Annotated in this window: 14 protein-coding genes; 3 read left to right on the top strand and 11 right to left on the bottom strand. The window is 46.1% G+C overall.

The genetic code is table 11. The features are described from left to right. Positions 1–84 precede the first annotated feature (84 nt). The 5 genes from QNO02_RS16850 to QNO02_RS16870 form a co-directional block, all read right to left on the bottom strand. Entirely contained in the window at positions 85–1,200 is a 1,116-nt protein-coding gene (locus tag QNO02_RS16850) for a metal ABC transporter substrate-binding protein (protein WP_289389415.1), read from the bottom strand. Further along, on the bottom strand, positions 1,187–2,080 hold the full coding sequence (locus QNO02_RS16855; protein ID WP_289389416.1) for a metal ABC transporter permease: 894 nt from the start codon (positions 2,078–2,080) through the stop codon (positions 1,187–1,189). The genes QNO02_RS16850 and QNO02_RS16855 overlap by 14 nt, the downstream gene beginning before the upstream one ends. After that, positions 2,026–2,733, bottom strand: a complete 708-nt coding sequence (locus tag QNO02_RS16860; RefSeq protein ID WP_091029617.1) for a metal ABC transporter ATP-binding protein — start codon at positions 2,731–2,733, stop codon at positions 2,026–2,028. Before QNO02_RS16860 ends, QNO02_RS16855 begins: the two co-directional genes overlap by 55 nt. Positions 2,734–2,783: 50 nt before the next feature. Next, the gene (rpmG, locus tag QNO02_RS16865; RefSeq protein ID WP_036613813.1) at positions 2,784–2,933 is read right to left on the bottom strand and encodes a 50S ribosomal protein L33; all 150 of its coding nucleotides are present in this window, start codon (positions 2,931–2,933) and stop codon (positions 2,784–2,786) included. A 70-nt stretch (positions 2,934–3,003) separates the two neighbouring features. Further along, positions 3,004–4,203, bottom strand: coding sequence for a GTP-binding protein (locus tag QNO02_RS16870; RefSeq protein ID WP_289389417.1), 1,200 nt, complete (start codon positions 4,201–4,203; stop codon positions 3,004–3,006). A 221-nt stretch (positions 4,204–4,424) separates the two neighbouring features. Here QNO02_RS16870 and QNO02_RS16875 point away from each other — a divergent pair, with 221 nt between their 5' ends. Continuing rightward, on the top strand, positions 4,425–5,459 hold the full coding sequence (locus QNO02_RS16875; RefSeq protein ID WP_249912541.1) for a permease: 1,035 nt from the start codon (positions 4,425–4,427) through the stop codon (positions 5,457–5,459). Between the two features lie 82 nt (positions 5,460–5,541). Beyond that, complete coding sequence (locus QNO02_RS16880) at positions 5,542–6,525, top strand: TIGR03943 family putative permease subunit (RefSeq protein ID WP_289389418.1); 984 nt, start codon at positions 5,542–5,544, stop codon at positions 6,523–6,525. Between the two features lie 123 nt (positions 6,526–6,648). Here the strand turns inward: QNO02_RS16880 and QNO02_RS16885 are convergent, their stop codons facing one another. The 6 genes from QNO02_RS16885 to deoR form a co-directional block, all read right to left on the bottom strand. Next, positions 6,649–7,950 (bottom strand): pyrimidine-nucleoside phosphorylase, encoded by a 1,302-nt coding sequence (locus QNO02_RS16885; protein ID WP_150366780.1) that lies wholly within the window; start codon positions 7,948–7,950, stop codon positions 6,649–6,651. A 544-nt stretch (positions 7,951–8,494) separates the two neighbouring features. Beyond that, complete coding sequence (deoD, locus tag QNO02_RS16890; protein ID WP_017688193.1) at positions 8,495–9,202, bottom strand: purine-nucleoside phosphorylase; 708 nt, start codon at positions 9,200–9,202, stop codon at positions 8,495–8,497. A gap of 99 nt (positions 9,203–9,301) precedes the next feature. Next, positions 9,302–10,480 carry a phosphopentomutase gene (deoB, locus tag QNO02_RS16895; RefSeq protein WP_289389419.1) on the bottom strand — a complete coding sequence of 393 codons (1,179 nt, stop codon included), beginning with the start codon at positions 10,478–10,480 and terminating at the stop codon, positions 9,302–9,304. 29 nt (positions 10,481–10,509) lie between these two features. Then, a complete protein-coding gene (locus QNO02_RS16900) occupies positions 10,510–11,700 on the bottom strand; it encodes a NupC/NupG family nucleoside CNT transporter (RefSeq protein WP_133385110.1) in 1,191 nt (396 codons plus the stop codon). A 230-nt stretch (positions 11,701–11,930) separates the two neighbouring features. Further along, positions 11,931–12,581, bottom strand: coding sequence for a deoxyribose-phosphate aldolase (deoC, locus tag QNO02_RS16905; protein ID WP_289392805.1), 651 nt, complete (start codon positions 12,579–12,581; stop codon positions 11,931–11,933). Between the two features lie 213 nt (positions 12,582–12,794). Then, complete coding sequence (gene deoR / locus QNO02_RS16910) at positions 12,795–13,733, bottom strand: DNA-binding transcriptional repressor DeoR (RefSeq protein WP_062836066.1); 939 nt, start codon at positions 13,731–13,733, stop codon at positions 12,795–12,797. A 235-nt stretch (positions 13,734–13,968) separates the two neighbouring features. Between deoR and QNO02_RS16915 the strand changes: the two genes are divergently transcribed. Beyond that, complete coding sequence (locus QNO02_RS16915) at positions 13,969–14,595, top strand: FMN-dependent NADH-azoreductase (protein ID WP_074095370.1); 627 nt, start codon at positions 13,969–13,971, stop codon at positions 14,593–14,595. Positions 14,596–14,727: the final 132 nt, after the last annotated feature.

Consider the following 14,727-nt stretch of genomic DNA (forward strand, 5'->3'; position numbering starts at 1 on the left):
AAAAGGCAAAGGAATGGCGATCCATTCCTCAGCATGTTGTATTATTGTACCTTTTTCGGTGAAAGGCATCAAACTGATCTTTTATTATTCGTTCAGCGCCAGTTTTAGAGCCTCCAGGTTCTGCCTCATCACGCTAATGTAGTCCATTCCCGCCGCAATTTCTTCCTCGGTGAGTCCCTCAATCGGGTTCAATACAGCCGTCTTGGCTCCCACTTCACTTGCAATCGTCTCAGACACTTTGGATGAAACCAGTGTTTCGAAGAAAATTGTCTTCACCTGATGCTCTTTTGCAAAATCAATGACAGATGCCATCTGCGCAGCTGAAGGTTCTTGCTCAGGAGACAATCCTGCGATGGGCACCTGTTGCAATCCGTATTCCTGTGCAAGGTAACCAAATGCAGCGTGTTGTGTGATGAAATCCTTGCGCTTGCTATCCGTCACAGCCGCTTTGAAGTCCTGATCCAGTGACTCCAGTTGAGCAACGTAGGCATCTGCATTCTGCTTGAACTGTTCAGCGTGTTCTGGAGCAGCCTGCGCTAATCCCGCTTCAATATTACGTACTTCTTTGACAGCCAATGCAGGTGACAGCCATACGTGGGGATCGAGTCCACCGTGATCGTGATCATGTCCTGCTTCTGCCTCGGCGTCATGATCGTGGTCGTGTTCTTCAGTAGTCGCTTCATCCGCATGATCGTGATCATGTTCTTCTGTAGTCGCTTCATTCGCATGGTCATGATCGTGGTCATGTTCTGTTGCCTCTGAATCTTCATGATGGTGATCATGCTCTTCACCTTCAAGCAGGTTAATTCCATGACTCGCTTCCACTTGAATGAGCGAAGTGTTGCTCAGACTTCCGGTGACCTGATCCATCCATGATTCCATACCCGCACCGTTGTATACAAGCACGTCCGCTTTTTCAATGCTGGCAATATCTTGTGGTGTTGGCTCCCAATCATGGGGCTCCATTCCTGCTGGAACAAGCGTATGCACATCGGCCAGATCACCTGCCACATTTTTGGTGAACTCGTACATCGGGTAGAAGCTGACCTGCACGTTTAATTTTGCGGTTTCCGTCTCGACTGGAACGGAAGTGCCTGTCGAAGTTGTATTTGCATCAGAAGCGGATTTTTGTCCGCAGCCTGCGACGATAAGTGTGAGACTGAACAACAATCCGAGCGTAGCTTTTTTACTGAATTTCATGTGATGTATTCCTCCTAGAATGGTTGACCAGAATGACGTGCTGTGATTTCGTTTCTTTGCTATGACGCTTGCGGTTATATCGTGCAATCAGCTTTTGCGCTGATATTCCAGTCAATAGGATGACCAACAGGATGAGTGCAATTGTTCCTCCCGGTGGTGTATTTAGATGGTAAGATGTTATGAGTCCGCTAAAAATACCAATTAATCCTGTAATTACAGCGACAATAATCGCTGCTGTAAAACTGCGAGACACTCTTAGTGCCAAGGCAGCAGGCAATACAATGAGAGCAGACACCAGCAACACACCGACGATCGGCATGGCTGAAGCTACAGTCATTCCTGTCAGAATGGCAAATGCAAACGATAAACCTTTTACCTGAACGCCCCCAATGGAAGCTGTTTCTTCATCAAACGTAAAGCTATACAACGGTCTCCGGAGCAGGATGAAAAAAAGTAAACCAATGACACATACCCCTGCCATCATCCACAACTGTATATCGCTAACCGCGACAATAGATCCGAATAAGTATGAACTGAATGTCTTGGACAGATTGGTTTTGAGACTCATCAACACTACAGCAAGAGCCAGTCCCGAAGTCATGATGATCGCCACAGGTACCTCGCTGTAGGTTCGGTAGCTTCGACGTAGTTGTTCAACCAGTAAAGCACCGATAATTGCAATGGCGAATCCGCAGATCACGGGGTTAAGATTCATGACCGAACCGAGCGCAACCCCTGCCAGTGAGACATGGGATAACGTGTCCGCCATAAGGACCTGCCGCCTGAGCATCAGATAGACCCCGAGAATTGGAGCGATGACTCCAATCAATCCACCTGCCCAGAAGGCACGTTGCATGAATTCGTACTCAAACACTGCCATTCCTCACTTTCTTGCCGCTCCAGAGTAATCGTTCGGTCCAATCGATCTCCCATCTCTTCCAGTCCATGAGTAACCATAATAATAGTTATCCCATGAGCATCAACATAGTGTCGCATCAGATTGTAAAATCCTTCACGACTGTGACGGTCCATTCCCGTTGTCGGCTCATCTAGTACCAGAACCTGCGGTTGCCCAGCCATAGCTCTTGCAATACAGATCCGTTGCTTCTGTCCACCAGACAGCTCACCGACTCGTGTATTCCGATATTCCCACATGCCAACTTCACGCAGACTGCGTTCAACGATGGCATCCTGCGTTGCTGTGAATCTGCGGAATAATCCCAACCTGGTGTAACACCCGGACCGGACCAGTTCATTCACCGTACTGGGAAATCCACTATTAAACGATGCCACCTGCTGGGGCACATAACCGATATTGGACTTGTTCCCACGTTTCAACTGCGGATTCATATGTATCGTGCCACTCCAGGGCTTCAATAGCCCCAGTAGCAGCTTTAACAGGGTCGTTTTGGCAGAACCATTGGGACCTGTGATGCCTATAAACTCTCCCACATGGATATCCAGCGACAGTTGATCAATGACCGGCTCTTTGCCATATCCAAATACAACATCACGCATGGAGGATAGTATCATGCATTTCCCTCTTTTCGTAAATATTACGATTTGAAAATAACAAAAAATTTTTATCTGGTTTCCCGGTGGATCGTCATTTTCTTCAAACGTGGGGAGTACTTCTTCATCTCAAGTCTCTCTGGATGGTTACGTTTGTTCTTGGTTGTTGTATAGTTGCGGTCCCCGCACTCGGTACAGGCTAAGGTTACAATGACTCTCATGGTTGTTGCCTCCTCTTATTTAATCGTAATTATTACTATTTAATGATATTAGTCTATAGCTTTTCTTTTGTCAACTCCACGCTGGAAAGGGATCTTTCAGTTCACGCCAGCTCATCAACATCTCTTCCTCCGTAAGAAGGGTCTCATCCAATGTACGTTCAATCTCCGCCCGGTCCATGTCAATGCCGATGAATACCAATTTCGTCACCCGGTCACCCCACTCATCATCCCAGTCCGGTATGCTTGGCAGCGTGTCGCCAAAATGAAGTTGCCTTTCCTCCTCACTCATCGCACCTACCCATATTCCTGCTGGCGCAAGCTGCTTTGATGTGCCTGCATGACTGAAAGAGATCGCCATATGGTTCCTTGTTGCCAGCCACATCAGGCCTTTGGATCGCACGATATTATCTGGCCATTTCGCAATCCAACGCAGCAACCGTTCCGGGTGGAATGGACGTTTACGATGATAGACAAATGAATGAATTCCATATTCTTCAGTCTCCGGGGTATGTTCCTCTTTCATTAATTCGCGGATCCAACCCGCTGACTGGCTTGCTTTTTCAAAATCAAAACGTCCCGTATTCATTATCTCTCTCGGATCAATCTGCCCATGTGTCGTGCGAATGAGCCTGGCTTCTGGTTGCATGGCGTGTAGTGCCTTTTCAAGCTTCGAAAGTTCTTCCTCCGAGACCAAATCACATTTGTTCAGAATCAGCACATCACAGAATTCCACCTGATCCGTCAGCAGATGAACGATTCCGCGAACATCGTCCTCCCCCGCTTCCTGTCCACGATCCTTCAGTGTTTCTTTGGAATAAAAATCACGCCAGAACTGGGCAGCATCAACAACTGTAACCATCGTGTCGAGACGAGTGAATTTCGTCAAATCAATGCCGAGTTCCTCGTCGATATACGTAAACGTCTGCGCAACAGGTACCGGCTCACCAATCCCAGTGGATTCAATCAATATGTAGTCAAAAGAACCATCCAAAGCCAGACGCTCGACTTCTTTCAGCAGATCCTCCCGTAAGGTGCAGCAGATGCAACCATTGGACATCTCTACCAGTTTCTCATCAATACGTGATAATCCTCCACCATCTCGTATTAAACCTGCATCGATGTTAACCTCACTGAGATCATTAACGATAACAGCAACCCGCATCCCCTCGCGGTTATGAAGCACATGATTAAGAAGTGTCGTTTTGCCTGCACCCAAATATCCACTAAGTACGGTTACTGGAACCCGCTGTTGAACCTGTTGATCTGACATTTCTGCTTCCTCCACTCTGTTTAAGTTTTAACTTTAATCGTAATTATTACTATTAAATATGCAATCCGAACTATACCGCAGTTTTCTCTCGGTTGTCAACTCTAATATGATGAAAAATCTTGATTAATCGTAAAAACGTTGATTAAAACATAGGAATGATGTATGTTGCCGCACGTACAAGCATATATTTTAGCAAAGTCCTAGTTGTGGAGGTCTGTTTCATGAAAATGGCAGCCAATCTGAAGCTCCTGTCCTTCCTGATCCCTTGTGCATTTCTTGTTCCCGTGTTGATCACAATGGCTCCAGACTTGAAGGAAGCATGGAACAGTGAAGCTTTGCAAAATATGAAAACCGTATTCATAGGTATTTTCCTTGAAGCCGCACCTTTTCTGCTCATGGGTGTGTTATTGTCCTCGCTCATGCAGTGGTTCGTATCCGAAGAAATGGTCCGCAAACTCACGCCCAAGAATCCGATCGGTGGGGTGCTGGTTGCAGGGTTGCTCGGTATTATTTTTCCCATTTGTGAATGTGGCATGATCCCAGTAGTGAGAAGGTTGATGCACAAAGGCATGCCAGCCTATATCGCAGTGACGTTCATCCTGAGTGGTCCCGTAGTCAATCCCATCGTATTTACCGCAACTTTGCTCGCCTTTCCCTCACATCCTGAGATTACCATTGCCCGCATGGGACTGGCCTTTGCCGTAGCTGCTTCCATAGGTATGCTCGTGTATCTGTTCGTTCGTCGAAATCCCCTTCGGATGCCAAAGGTCGCAGTGCCAGAGGTTAAGACGCATCCTGGTTTTAAAATGGCGCAACCTCACGCGCAAGCAAATGCACACGATCACAACCATGTGAAAAACTGGCGCAGCTTCTTCATTCACGCCGGAGATGAATTTGTCGATATGAGCAAATATCTGGTGATCGGTGCCCTGATTACAGCCTGCATCCAGACATTCATTAGCCGCAGCGATCTGATCTCTCTTGGTAATGGTCCAGTTGCCTCTTACGTGTTCATGATGGGCTTTGCTTATGTATTATCCCTCTGCTCCACTTCTGATGCTTTTGTGGCCTCAGCGTTCTCACATACGTTTGCTCTGGGGCCGCTGGTATCCTTCCTAGTGCTTGGTCCAATGCTGGATTTCAAAAGCACCCTGATGCTGCTCTCGACCTTCCGTACCCGGTTTGTTATTGGTCTAAGTCTAGCCATTATTACGCTTGTCTTCGCTGGCTCATGGTTGATTAATCTGCTGGTATAAAGGTTGCGAAACATATTTCATGACCTAAATGATTAATCCTATGAACTTTCATCCTGACGATTGATAGAAATGAGGTGATGTTATGAACCACACTATCTATACGATGACCAAACCTCCTGTTCCAAGGTCACACATCATTCAATGGCATAACCTGATCCGTGCGGTCTGGATCGGCGGTCTTGCGGTATACATTATTCATTTGAATTCAAGTGATTCGCTTCATTATTATTTGGCTCCTACCATGCAAAAACTGCTGTTATGCTGCCCTGTTCCCTTATTGTTTATTGCTGTTATCATGGCCTGGCATGGACTGTTCGGCAGAAACGAGGTTCATTGCGACTGTGAACATCCACCACCCTCGGGCTTCCTTCGTAGCTCAATGGTATATGGTCTGATTGCCATACCCTTGTTGCTAGGATTTTTGTTACCTGATCGGGCGCTCGGCAGCTCCATGGCCAGTCAGAAAGGCATGTCTCTCACTTATGCCCCTCCCGAGATTCGTCGGAAAGAGCCTTTACCTGATCCGGCAACGCAATTAAATGTACAAGATCTCAAGCAAAAACCAACGACCGTTCAGCCTGCAACGGCTACCAAAGTACAATTCGTTCCTCCAGACGAGTATAGCCGCGAATTCGCTGAACTGGCGGAGAAGTTGTATGCAGAACAGGTCATCCGAGTCTATCCCGAGATCTTCTCTGAAACCCTCGGCACGATTGATATGTTCCAGCGACAATTTGCAGGCAAAGATATCTCCTTAACCGGGTTTGTCTACCGTGATAAAAGCATGGATCATGAATCACATTTTGCACTGGGACGATTTCTCGTCATGTGTTGCCCCGCGGATGCGGCTCCCTTTGGCGTGATGATTCACATTCCAGAAGCGGATAGCTTTCCTACAGATAGCTGGGTGCAAATCGATGGTAGCATCGGCTCAGCACAGGTGAATGGTAAGGATACGATTGAAATTCGGGCAACAAAGGTGACACGTGTAGCTGAGCCATCCACGCCTTATATTTATACCAATGCGGACTCAGTGATGGCGTATGAGAAAATAAAGAGCCCGTAGTTGCTCGCAATAACTAACAGCGTACTTTTCAACGACAAAAAGCCCCAAAGCTATGGATTACATCGCTTTGGGGCTTTCATGTTCAGTCAGACATGAGATTACATCTCGTCTGCTCTGATTGTATTATTCCGTTACGATATCATGAACCAATACAGGAGCATCGGCATGATCCGCAATTGTAATGTTTTCTTTGATCTTCGCGATGACGTCTGTTACGTCTTCACGATTGGCATGAATCGTTACGAGGGACTCACCAGCTTTGACTGGGTCACCCACTTTTTTGTTCAGCATCAGACCAACCGCGAGATCGATCTCGGACTCTTTTGTTGCACGGCCTGCGCCGAGCAGCATTGCTGCAGTTCCGATTTCGTCAGCGACGATTCCGGCAACATAGCCGTCTTTGTCTGCTGGGACTTCAACCAGATATTGTGCTTGTGGCAAACGATCTGGATGATCCACAACCGAAGCGTCTCCGCCTTGGTTTGCCAAGAAATCTTTGAATTTCTCCAGTGCTTTACCGTTCTGGATCACTTCTTTCAATTTCTCCTCAGCGTGCTCCAAGGAATCTGCCTTGCCAGCAAGGAATACCATCTGACGTCCAAGTGCCAGACACAGTTCTTCCAGATCTTTTGGACCTTTACCTTGCAGTGTGAGGATGGCTTCCTTCACTTCAAGCGCGTTACCAATCGCCAGACCCAGTGGTTGAGACATATCGGAGATAACAGCCATCGTTTTACGGCCAACATTGTTACCGATGCTTACCATGGCATGTGCCAATTCTTTAGCATCTTCCGTTGTTTTCATGAATGCACCAGCACCCGTTTTAACATCCAATACGATTGCATCAGCACCTGCAGCAATTTTCTTACTCATGATGGAGCTGGCGATCAGTGGAATGGAGTTAACGGTAGCTGTTACGTCACGCAGTGCATAGAGCTTTTTGTCTGCAGGCGTTAAGTTACCACTTTGTCCGATAACTGCAACCTTATGTTCGTTTACGAGACGAATGAACTCTTCTTTTTCAAGTTCTACGTGGAAACCAGCAACGGATTCCAGTTTGTCTGTTGTACCACCCGTATGACCAAGTCCACGTCCGGACATTTTGGCAACAGGGACATCCAATGCAGCAACGAGTGGAGCGAGTACCAGTGTTGTTGTATCGCCCACACCACCTGTGGAATGCTTGTCTACTTTGATGCCTTCGATAGCGGACAGATCGATCGTTTCACCGGAATTCACCATCGACATCGTCAGATCAGCGCGTTCCTTGTCTGTCATATCTTTGAAGAATACTGCCATCGCCCAAGCGCTGACTTGATAATCCGGGATTTCTCCTTGTGTGTATCCTTGAACAACAAAATCAATCTCAGCTGTTGTCAGTTCTTTTCCGTCGCGTTTCTTAGCAATAATGTCTACCATTCTCATGATGATCTCTCCTCGGGTAAATGATTTGTATAGAACACTTTGTACTGGGACCGTTACGGCTCCGGATCGTTCTTTTGATCGTTGTTGTCTCCAAGTTTTTTGATCCATTTTGCAATGGGAAAACTCGGAAACAGCATATCCTTCCGAAGCAGCTTTCTTTCAGAAAGCTTTTAGGCGAACGCTTCGCTTCTTCAGAATCGATTCCGGGTCCTTCACTCCGTGCTTCAAACAAAAGTTTCGATTAAAATCAAATGATTATTGTATATAAAATACAAGAACATCCGTTGTCATCTTATACAACATTTTGATGTTAATTCGTTCCGGCTCCGGATCGTTCTTTTGATCGCTGTTGTCTCCAAGTTTTTTTGATCCATTTTGCAATGGAGAAAACTCGGAGACAGCATATCCTTCCGAAGCAGCTTTCTTTCAGAAAGCTTTTAGGCGAACGCTTTGCTTCTTCAGAATCGATTCCGGTTCCTTCACTCCGTGCTTCAAACAAAAGTTTCGATCCAAATCAATTGATATTGAATATTAAATACAACAATTACAGTGTGATTGCTGTGTCCAGGGCAACTACCATCATATCGTTGAACGTTTTTTGGCGCTCTTCGGCAGAGGTTTCTTCGCCTGTCAGCAAGTGGTCACTTACCGTCAGGATCGTCAGTGCGTTAACACCAAACTTGGCAGCGATGGTGTATAGTGCTGTTGTTTCCATCTCTACGCCGAGTACGCCATGTTTCATCAACTTCTCGGTTACGGAACGGTCATCGCGGTAGAAAGAATCGGAGCTGAACACGTTACCGACATGAATTTTCATACCTTTAGCTGTTGCACGGTCATATGCTTCCTTCAGCAGGGAGAACGTAGCGATTGGTGAGAAGTCATAACCACCGAATACGTGTTTGTTCATACTGGAGTCTGTACATGCTGCTTGTGCAAGGATGACGTCACGTACACGTACATGCTCCTGCATACCGCCACAAGTACCCACACGAATCAGGTTTTTCACGCCATATTCGCTGATCAATTCGTTAGCATAGATGGCGAAGGACGGAATACCCATCCCTGAACCTTGCACCGAAATCCGGTGTCCTTGATATGTACCTGTGTAACCGAGCATTCCACGAACTTCGTTGTAACATACAACATCTTCGAGGTACGTATCTGCGATATATTTCGCGCGCAATGGGTCTCCTGGCAATAGGATCGTTTCTGCGATATCCCCGGGTTTTGCTCCAATATGTGTACTCATGAATGAATCTCCTCCAGTTATACAAATTAGTCTATTATGATGGCAGGACCGGAGCAGCCCAAGCTACTCCGACCTCCCCTATCCATTTTTTTGAAAAACTTATTTCAAATCCTTCAGGAAGCTGGTGCCGTATTCCGGCATTTTCACTCCAAAGTTCTCTGCTACGGTTGCGCCAAGGTCAGCAAATGTGCTGCGCAGATCAAGCTTTTTGCCCTCGCTGAAGCGCGGAGAGTAGGCAAGCAGTGGTACATATTCACGTGTATGGTCCGTACCGCGGTATGTTGGATCGTTACCATGGTCAGCTGTGATCAGCAGCAGATCATCATTGGTCATTTTGGCAAAAATCTCTGGCAACCGTTCATCATAGTCTTCAAGTGCCTGAGCATAACCTTGCGGATCACGACGGTGACCGTACAGGGCATCAAAATCAACCAGGTTCAGGAAGCTGAGTCCAGTGAACTCTTCATCCATCGTTTCGGACAACTTGTCCATACCATCCATGTTGGAGACGGTACGAACAGCCTTGGTTACACCTTCGCCATCATAGATATCTGCGATTTTACCCAAAGCAATCACATCAAATCCGCCATCTTGCAGTTCATTCATAACCGTACGACCAAAAGGTTTGAGCGCATAGTCATGACGATTTGCAGTACGTTTCCAGTTACCCGCTTCACCTACAAATGGACGTGCAATAATGCGGCCGAGCATGTACGGATCTTCTAGTGTAATTTCACGGCAGAACTCACAGATCTCATACAGTTCTTTCAGTGGAACAACGTCCTCATGTGCAGCAATTTGCAGAACCGAATCCGCGGATGTGTACACGATGAGCGCGCCAGTTTCAACATGCTCTGCACCAAGCTCATCCAGAATTTCCGTGCCGCTGGCCGGTTTGTTTCCAATTACCTTGCGGCCTGTTTTCTCTTCAATGCGCTGAATCAACTCATCGGGAAAACCGTTCTCGAACACACGGAAAGGTGTATCAATGTAAAGACCCATCAGCTCCCAGTGACCTGTCATTGTGTCTTTGCCTCTGGATGCTTCCTGCATCTTGGTGTAATACGCTTTAGGTGCATCCGCTACAGGGACACCCTCGATTTCTTTGATGTTGGACAGTCCGAGACTGGCCATGTGAGGCATTTTCAGACCTCCGCGTTCACGTGCAATGTGACCGAAGGTATCTACATCAAAATCATCAAATTCTGCTGCATCCGGCGCTTCGCCGATCCCTACAGAATCCATAACGATCAGATGTACTCTTTTGAATGTTGACATAACCTAAGCACTCCTTCCAATAATCCGGTTTACAAGAACAGTCCGGCGATGATCGCTGACAATACACTGACAAGCGATGCACCGTAAAGCAGTTTCAGACCGAAGCGGGCTACCACATTACCTTGTTTCTCATGAAGTCCCTTCACCGCACCGGCAATGATACCGATGGAAGAGAAGTTAGCGAACGATACGAGGAAGACGGATACGATCCCTGTTGTTCTGGCAGACAATAAGGTCTCCTTCGCTAGAGCAAGCATGGCAACAAATTCGTTGGATACCATTTTGGTTGCCATAATACTTCCCGCCTGAATCGCTTCCTTCCAAGGAACACCCATAATAAAGGCTAATGGTGCAAACACATAACCAAGCAGCTCCTGGAACGAAATGCCAAGCACCGCGCTGAAAATTCCGTTAACAAGTGCAATCAAGGCAACAAAACCGATTAACATCGCAGCCACGATGATGGCAACTTTGAATCCATCCAGAATGTATTCGCCGAGCATTTCGAAAAAGGACTGTTTCTCCTCTTCCTGTACTTCCAATATATCTTCTTCCTCTGTAACCTCATAAGGATTCACAATGGAAGCAATGATAAAACCGCCAAACAGGTTCAGCACAAGTGCCGTAACCACATATTTCGGATCAATCATGGACATATAGGCACCGACAATCGACATCGATACCGTGGACATCGCCGAAGCACACAAGGTGTACAGCCGATGTTTTGGCAACAACCCAATTTGTTTTTTCACAGAAATGAACACTTCAGATTGCCCCAATACAGCCGAAGCAACCGCGTTATATGATTCCAGTTTGCCCATTCCGTTGATTTTGCTTAATACCAGACCAATATATTTTATAACAAAAGGTAAGATTCGGATATACTGCAATATCCCAATGAGGGCAGAGATGACAACAATCGGCATCAGAACGTTCAGGAAGAATGGGACCCCGCCAGTTGCGTCTTCAACCTTCGTCAAATCACCAAATACAAACGCAATTCCTTCATTTGCATAATCAAGCAAACTTTTAAATACGGTGGCGAAGCCGCCAATCAGCCATGTCCCGACCCCTGTATTCAGCAAGGCATACGCCAGGATCACCTGTAAAACAACCATTACGGCCAGTGGCCGGTAGCGAATCTTCTTTTTACCGTTGCTTGCGATATAAGCCAGTCCAAAAACAACGAGTAAACCAAGAAGGGCAATTAGAAATTTCATTTGATCTCTCCTTTGAAGGTAGTTAAGCCGGATGTGGAAATTCAGCTCAAAGGGTTCTTAAGCATTTTTATCAGTAATCTTTCAGAAAACTTATGAAGCGCTTACAATAAGTTCCGTTAATTAAAATATAAGTGTAAGTTGTATTCCCTGTACCTGAGTCGAACGCCCAAGTACAGAGAATATAACATTACTTTTATTTATTAAGCTTTTTCTTAATAAGAGGCTTTTGTTTAATAAGAAGATGTAGACTGACCACCCTGCATAATCTTCACGCCAGAACTTGCACCGATCCGAGTCGCACCCGCTTCGATCATTTTCTGCATATCTTCCAGGCTACGTACGCCACCGGAAGCTTTAACGCCAACAACAGGACCTACAGTACGACGCATCAAAGCGATATCTTCTGGCGTTGCTCCACCTGTGGAGAAACCTGTAGAAGTCTTAACAAAATCAGCTCCAGCTCGCACAGCTGCCTGACAAGCACGTACTTTCTCTTCATCCGTCAACAGACAAGTTTCAATAATAACTTTCACCAAAGCTTTACCCGCAGCCGCTTCAACAACAGCACGAATATCTTGTTCAACGAAATCATCTTTGCCATCTTTCAAAGCACTGATGTTGATGACCATATCGACTTCAGTTGCACCTTTAGCAATCGCATCTTTCGTTTCGAAAGCTTTTGTCTCTGATGTAGATGCTCCCAGAGGGAAACCAATAACGGTGCAGATATCTACGCCAGAACCCTGCAACTGCTCAGCAGCATAAGCAACCCAGCCTGGGTTAACACATACGGAAGCAAACTGATATTGCTTTGCTTCTTCGGTTAACTTGGCCATTTCACTTTGCGTTGCGTCCGCACGAAGCAACGTATGGTCGATCATTTTAGCTAATTGTGGTGTAGTCAATTGAATCTCTCCCTTATCTGAACTAGTTATTTTCTATACCCTTACACTAACATGAACATATGTAAAAATCAACTTGAACTTTTGTTCACAGTTACACTTACATTTCTTCTTCGTTATATTTTCTTCCTAAAAAAGCAAAACATCCGCCCTTTTTGCGTGGCAGATGTTGTCATCCATATCCATTTGAAATTAAAATCGAAGTAATGCCTGCGCTGTGTACTGGTCCGTGACCAGAATATTTGCGTAATGACCTTTAAGAGCCGCATGAATGGCTTCAATTTTGCGTTGCCCCCCGGCAACAAGAATTGATTTTTCCTTATTTCTCAACTCGGCTAGATCAATTCCAACAGTTCTGCTGTTAATCTCTTCACTGATCAACTGACCTTCCGCGTCGAAAAAACGTGAACAAATGTCACCTGCACCGGAGTTCATCAGCAGTTGTTGCTCTTCTTCATTGAAGTAACCGAGCCTGAACAGTAACGCATCTTCCTTCACAGTACCCACGGTAAACAAAGCAATGTTGGCCTGTCTGCCAAGCTCTACGATTCTGCCAATATGCCGATCGGCTTCCACCATGTTTTTTACTTCAATGTTGTCGAAAATAACGGGCAGTGGCAAATACCTTGGTACCGTATGGAATGCCTCAGCGAACAAATGAACAATCTCAGCTGCATACGTATTGACATGGGAGTGGCTTACGCCCCCCTTCAATTGCACGACTTCGACACCTTTAACCTGCTTGGGACGAAGTTGGCGTGCTACAGCATGCATGGTTGTTCCCCAAGTCACCCCGATGATATCCGCATCCTGAACCGTCTCTTGAAGGTAGTCTGCTGCTCGTTTGCTGATATGCTTCTGTATTTCCTCATCACTCTTCAACGGGGCAAAACACACAAGTGCCGTATCCAGATCATATTTCGACTTAAGTTCTCCGGCAATGATGTCGATATCCTCCAGCGGGTCCATAATTTCAATCCGGACGTATCCACGATCTTTGGCGTACTGAAGTAATCTTGACACCGTTGGACGCGACACGCCCAGCCTTGCGGCAATATCCTGCTGGCTATAATCGGACTGATAATACAATTTCGCTGCTTCAATGCTTAATCGTTGCTTCTCCAGGTCCATTCCCATGTGCGCTCATCTCACTCACCCTATTGTCTTTGGAAAATAAATACTCGTCCTGTATATTATACATGGATTGAGTATCTGGTCACCATATAGCATCCAATTCAGTATCATGATCAATTATTCATATGCCTTTCTGACGTATAAAACGGGGGAAACGATGCATACTACTGCGGTCGCTTCATCATTGCCAAGATCGCTTCACCCCATTAATCGCACAGAGAGGAAGAACTACATGTCTACCTTATTGTATATTACTGCCCATCCTCATGATCATGAAACCTCCTTCAGCATGGCTACGGGCAAAGCATTTATTGATGCGTATCGTGAAAGTCACCCTTCTGATGAGGTCGTTCACCTCGATCTGTATCGTTCGGATATTCCGCATATCGATGCGGATGTCTTCAGTGGTTGGGGCAAACTGCAATCGGGCAGTGATCTGACTGCCGAAGAGCAGACCAAAGTAAGCCGTTTGAATGAACTGTCGGATCAATTTGCCGCAGCAGATAAATATGTTTTTGTAACCCCGATGTGGAACTTCTCGTTCCCTCCAATTCTGAAGGCTTATGTCGACTCGATCTGCGTAGCTGGCAAAACATTTCGTTATACCGAACAAGGTCCTGTTGGACTGTTGTCCGACAAAAAAGCGTTGCATATTCAGGCTCGCGGTGGCATTTATTCCGAAGGCCCAGCGGCTCAGATGGAATCCGGTCATCGTTATCTGAGTATTATCATGTCTTTCCTTGGCGTGCCGAAGCTTGATGGAATTTTTGTTGAGGGTCACAATCAATATAAAGATCGAGCGGATGAGATCAAGCAACAGGCTATAGAGCAAGCACGCACTTTCGCAAAACAGTTTTAAGAGAGGTAGTTCAAAAAGTCCGCTTTTGATTACGAAGGATGCCTAATGGCATCATCAGCAGTGTAGTAAACACTCAAATCATAAACAAAACCCGCGTGCTACCTAGGGGATAATCCCAGGAAACTCGCGGGT

It is taken from the genome of Paenibacillus sp. PK1-4R, assembly GCF_030369595.1.
Classification (GTDB): domain Bacteria; phylum Bacillota; class Bacilli; order Paenibacillales; family Paenibacillaceae; genus Paenibacillus.

Excerpts from the sequence above, each read along its gene's own strand:
- QNO02_RS16850 (WP_289389415.1), bottom strand. The coding sequence starts at position 1,200 with ATGAAATTCAGTAAAAAAGCTACGCTCGGATTGTTGTTCAGTCTCACA.
- rpmG (WP_036613813.1), bottom strand. The coding sequence starts at position 2,933 with ATGAGAGTCATTGTAACCTTAGCCTGTACCGAGTGCGGGGACCGCAAC.
- QNO02_RS16885 (WP_150366780.1), bottom strand. The coding sequence starts at position 7,950 with ATGAGAATGGTAGACATTATTGCTAAGAAACGCGACGGAAAAGAACTG.
- deoC (WP_289392805.1), bottom strand. The coding sequence starts at position 12,581 with ATGATCGACCATACGTTGCTTCGTGCGGACGCAACGCAAAGTGAAATG.
- deoB (WP_289389419.1), bottom strand. The coding sequence starts at position 10,480 with ATGTCAACATTCAAAAGAGTACATCTGATCGTTATGGATTCTGTAGGG.
- QNO02_RS16870 (WP_289389417.1), bottom strand. The coding sequence starts at position 4,203 with ATGTCAGATCAACAGGTTCAACAGCGGGTTCCAGTAACCGTACTTAGT.
- QNO02_RS16880 (WP_289389418.1), top strand. The coding sequence starts at position 5,542 with ATGAACCACACTATCTATACGATGACCAAACCTCCTGTTCCAAGGTCA.
- deoD (WP_017688193.1), bottom strand. The coding sequence starts at position 9,202 with ATGAGTACACATATTGGAGCAAAACCCGGGGATATCGCAGAAACGATC.
- QNO02_RS16900 (WP_133385110.1), bottom strand. The coding sequence starts at position 11,700 with ATGAAATTTCTAATTGCCCTTCTTGGTTTACTCGTTGTTTTTGGACTG.
- QNO02_RS16875 (WP_249912541.1), top strand. The coding sequence starts at position 4,425 with ATGAAAATGGCAGCCAATCTGAAGCTCCTGTCCTTCCTGATCCCTTGT.
- QNO02_RS16855 (WP_289389416.1), bottom strand. The coding sequence starts at position 2,080 with ATGGCAGTGTTTGAGTACGAATTCATGCAACGTGCCTTCTGGGCAGGT.
- QNO02_RS16860 (WP_091029617.1), bottom strand. The coding sequence starts at position 2,733 with ATGATACTATCCTCCATGCGTGATGTTGTATTTGGATATGGCAAAGAG.
- deoR (WP_062836066.1), bottom strand. The coding sequence starts at position 13,733 with ATGGACCTGGAGAAGCAACGATTAAGCATTGAAGCAGCGAAATTGTAT.
- QNO02_RS16915 (WP_074095370.1), top strand. The coding sequence starts at position 13,969 with ATGTCTACCTTATTGTATATTACTGCCCATCCTCATGATCATGAAACC.